The sequence below is a fragment of the Bradyrhizobium lablabi genome, from assembly GCF_001440475.1.
Lineage (GTDB): Bacteria > Pseudomonadota > Alphaproteobacteria > Rhizobiales > Xanthobacteraceae > Bradyrhizobium > Bradyrhizobium lablabi.
The window spans coordinates 1-824 of the sequence record NZ_LLYB01000107.1; the positions used below are offsets into that span (position 1 = coordinate 1).

The window sequence follows — 824 nt, forward strand, 5'->3', positions numbered from 1 at the left end:
CACTCTCGCTGCCACCGTCCTATGGCTGCGATAAGTGTCCACACCACCTAGCGCTGGCAAAGCTTAACGCTCTTCATCGATAACGGCCGGATCGACGACAACAATACCGTCGAACGATCAATCCGTGGCATCAAACCCAATCGCAAGAACGCGATCTTTGCCGGACACAACGGCGGAGCCGAACACTGGCTGTCGTCGTGTCCCTGGTCAAGACTTGCAAGCTCAACGGCTCCGCTCGCCTATCTGACCGACGTCCTGACAAGGCTCGTCAACGGGTATCCAAACCGCGGCATCGAGCAGCTACCTGGGCCTACCTCGCTCAAGCCCCCAAAGCCGTAGCCTGAGAACGACGCTTACCAGGCTCTCGCCGAGCTCAGCGTTTAGTTTTGGGCCTCTCCTAATTGGTCCAATGCTGTCTCGAGGCGAGCTATTCGGCGAGGACCGTATCAGAGCTCCACAGGATAGTTCTCGACTAACTGCTGCGTGTTCCTCGACGGCGCCGATCAGACCGATGCTTGAATGACTCTCGAACCTGATGCGCCGAGCCGAGCTGGATATGCCAAAACTGTGATCACACGGTGGCGGGCTCGGCGAACGGCTCGTTTTACTCATTCGTCGATTGGCGACTGGCGGGCTAGACGATTCACTTCCAACTGTGGGGGTCCATCATCTCGTCGAAGCTCCCCTGGAGAGAACTGCTCTAGCAGGCTGTTGAAGAAGTCGGTGGCGAAGCACTTTGGATCGTGATTCTCTAGGATCAGGATTGATCTAGGGGACGCGATGCGGGGAAGTGACGAACGGTCAGGCTCGCTTTTCAGTTATGT

The 824-nt window shown here is 56.9% G+C and carries 1 pseudogene; it reads left to right on the forward strand.

Going from position 1 to position 824, the window contains the following annotated elements:
* Positions 1–51 precede the first annotated feature (51 nt).
* A pseudogene (locus tag CQ14_RS42705) lies at positions 52–339 on the forward strand (IS66 family transposase); the annotation flags it as partial.
* Positions 340–824 lie beyond the last annotated feature (485 nt).